Annotated in this window: 3 protein-coding genes; all 3 read right to left on the reverse strand. The window is 55.4% G+C overall.

What is annotated here, in order from left to right:
• Positions 1-219 precede the first annotated feature (219 nt).
• The 3 genes from QZ197_RS15395 to QZ197_RS15405 all read right to left on the reverse strand — a co-directional run bounded on the left by QZ197_RS15395 (position 220) and on the right by QZ197_RS15405 (position 2,710).
• Positions 220-858: a glutathione S-transferase N-terminal domain-containing protein gene (locus QZ197_RS15395; protein ID WP_296433054.1), complete on the reverse strand. Its 639-nt coding sequence runs from the start codon at positions 856-858 to the stop codon at positions 220-222.
• A gap of 21 nt (positions 859-879) precedes the next feature.
• Positions 880-1,824 (reverse strand): glutathione S-transferase family protein, encoded by a 945-nt coding sequence (locus QZ197_RS15400; protein ID WP_296433055.1) that lies wholly within the window; start codon positions 1,822-1,824, stop codon positions 880-882.
• Positions 1,825-1,978: 154 nt separating this feature from the next.
• Positions 1,979-2,710: a GntR family transcriptional regulator gene (locus QZ197_RS15405; protein WP_296433056.1), complete on the reverse strand. Its 732-nt coding sequence runs from the start codon at positions 2,708-2,710 to the stop codon at positions 1,979-1,981.
• Between the last annotated feature and the right edge of the window lie 619 nt (positions 2,711-3,329).

A 3,329-nucleotide genomic window follows, 5' to 3' on the forward strand; every position in this document is an offset into this window, starting at 1 on the left:
CAATCTGTGCAAAACACCGGCCACAAGCGCCAATACCGCGAGAGCGGTTTCGTCCATGTCCGCGCTGCCGACACTGGACTTGACCGTTGCAAATGACTGCAACGCGGACACTGCTGCCGTTGACCGTGTGCTTATCAATGGCTGCTTCTGCGATTTTCGACCATTGTCCCATGAGCCATTTGAGTGCCCAAATGCAACGGCACATTCCAACATAGTGGCTCATGGCATGGGCACGTCAGTCGTGAATTTCGGCACGGAGTATCCGGCCTGTACAGCGGGGCGGACGGCGATGCGCATGTACCAGTCTTTGACATTCGGGAAAGCGTTCAGATCAATCTCTTGCCATTCAAACCGTGACACCCACGGCCAGCAGGCCATATCAGCGATCGAATACATGCCGCGCCCGATCCCTGCGATGTGGTCACGGCCCTCTAGCCGTCTGTCCAACACGCCGTACAAACGCAACGCCTCAGTGCTGTATCGTTCCTCAGCATAAGCAGATTTGCCTTTTTTATATTTCACAAAGTGGTGCGTTTGGCCCAACATCGGGCCTAGGCCCCCCATTTGCCACATCAGCCATTCCACCATGCGCCAGTATTCGTCACCTTCGCATTGAAATTTGCCGTATTTATCGGCGAGGTACATCATGATCGCGCCAGTCTCCATCATCTGGATGCCTGTGTCATGATCCACAATCGCGGGGATGCGGTTGTTGGGTGCGATCTTTAGGAAATCGGGCGCGAATTGCTCGTCCTTGGAGATGTCGATCGCGTGGGCGGTATAAGGCACGCCCAACTCTTCGAGCAGGATCGATACCTTGCGGCCGTTGGGCGTGGTCCAAGTGTAGAGGTCAATCATGGTGTGGTCCTTGGTCTTTGGTCAAACGATATCAATACGGTAGCCGGATCGTGGGAAGTGGACACAGACTGTGCCAACATCATCCGCTGTGCGCTCAATGGTGACTGTTTCGGCATCGGCGTAGCGCAGTGTACCTGCAACAGGCTGTTCGCCGCCATTTACATCGGGAATGACAGTGACGGATTGCCCAACGATCAAGCCTTGCGGTTCGTTCGCCGCAACGCCCGTCGCCCCAAGGGGGTTTTGCGATTTTGCCAGCTCAATCGCGTCTTGTGGGTCCATCGGTCGGGATGTCCCATGCCCGATAGCGCGGACATTTTCCTCCCATCGCACGAGGTTAGTAAACTCTGACAAAAATGACGGCCCGCCCGACCAGCGCCCGCGCAAGAACCAGACGACATGGTAAAACTGCGCATCAATTGCGGCTGCGTCCGACCCGATCAAGAAATCACGCCCATCCGCCAATTGCGCATCCAGCCATGACAGTGGAGCGCGCACTTGGGCCACAAGATGGGGAAGGTCGGCGTTGGCCTGTTTTAGCCCCGTGGCCCAGTCTTCGCCAAGGTATAATCGGCCGCGATCTGCGGCAAAATCTTTGTCCAAACTGTCACCTGCGGACCCAAGAACATGCCGAACGGTTTGATCGAAAAGCGCCCCGTCGGTCCAGCGGCTGAGGCACCACATCAACCCCTGATCTGCGGTAGGCATGAAGCTGGGCGACGGATACCGGCGCTCAAGTTCACGAATAATGCATTGACTGTCACAATAGATGTCCGCGCCAATCTGCACCACAGGCGTACGCCGATAACCACCGGTCAGCGCGGTAAGGTTTGGCTTTGGCGGTAGGCGCGGAATTTCAACGCTGCGCCACGCCAGCCCCTTGATACCAAACGCAACGCGTACCTTTTCGGCAACGGGCGACTGGGGGTAGGCGTGGAGGATGATCTCGGAACTTAGGTTGGACACGGGCGGATTCCTCCGGTTTCAATTACATGCATTCGGGGGCCACGACGGGATAGGCATGTATCCCGATCTGGGAGTTGCGCAGCATATCTACCAGATTGGTGTGCTGGGCCTTAAGGGCTGAAAGACTGGACAAAGGCAGGTTCCTCTCGTGGGGCTATGTCGATGCGAGCAACGCCAACCCCGGCACGTCTTTGACGAGCGTGGGCTGAACATCGGTCAGATAATTGAGATTGATAAGCGCAAGGCGGGCGTGCTCGCGCACCAATGCCTCTGCGCGCGCGCCTTCGCGGTTTGTGATGGCTTCCAGGATCGCGCGGTGTTGGCGCTGAGCATAGCGCAACGACTCCTGAAAACCGGGCATCGCGGCCTGTTCGCTGAGGAATGCGGAAGGTGAAGCAAGAGGTAGCAGGCTCATCCTTTCAATCTCACGCCGGATAAGCGCGCTGCCCGAAAACTTCGCCAAAAGCGCGTGGAATTTCGCGTTACGGCGCACATAGCATTCAAAATTCAAACCGTCCGATGCTTCTAAGGCGCGATCAATACCTTCCAATGCATCATTTGCTTGGCCCAGCAAATCAGCGCTTACGCCGCGCTCGGCGGCCATGCGCGCTGCGGTGCCTTCAATGACGCCGCGCACTTCGATCGCATCAGCAATGTCGTCGCGGGTAAATGTTGCGACACGGCAGCCGCCAGTCTCGATCCGTTCCAACAGTCCCTCGGCGACCAGTCGGTCCATTGCCTGACGCAACGGAGTGCGCGACGTCCCAAGCTGTTTTGCAACTGCGACCTCGGGCAAACGCTGCCCGCCCTCAAACTCCCCGTTCATCACAAGGGAACGCAATCCAAAGAGGGCGCGGTCAAGCTGGCTGAGGTTTCCAATGGACACAAAGCAATCCTAGCGGTTTGGTTCGGCAGGTGCCGAGCGAATTGCGCTTAGACTGTATACAGAACTTGAAGCTGACAAGTGATTCGGTCCCGACTTGAGGGCAATTCTGCAATGCCATGCAATAAGATGTATACAATTGGTGTGAATCCACTGTTCCGAAATTAATTTTCATCACGAATTAACCGCTGCGAAACGCCCTCCCGTGCCTTCGAATTGGAGATAATTCTTGACCAAATTGCAGAGCTTGGCAGCCGTACAAATCATGTTATTTTAAAGGATTGCGCCCGGGTTTGTGGCATTCATGAACTGTGCCCACCGGCTTTCTGGCCAAGACAAGTTAGCGCAAAAGGTTAGGCAATGACCGATCCACCACATACGTCCGTTCAAATGAAATGCTTGTAAATGGGAAAGCTGGTCCCTAAGGTTTTCTTGGATCGGGAGATAATGCGACGCTGAGGTCCGCACCGGGAGGGTGCGTTTCTTTGCAAATAGGGCAGTCCCACACATCCGAAATTGAACCGATACATTGCTCCTACTTGTTGGGGTAATGGATTGTTATTCCTTGGGAGGAACTATGAAAGATACTATCAACCGCAGAAAGTTTCTGCGCGGTTCGGCC

Source organism: Yoonia sp. (genome assembly GCF_017854415.1).
GTDB lineage: Bacteria > Pseudomonadota > Alphaproteobacteria > Rhodobacterales > Rhodobacteraceae > Yoonia.

Excerpts from the sequence above, each read along its gene's own strand:
- QZ197_RS15395 (WP_296433054.1), bottom strand. The coding sequence starts at position 858 with ATGATTGACCTCTACACTTGGACCACGCCCAACGGCCGCAAGGTATCG.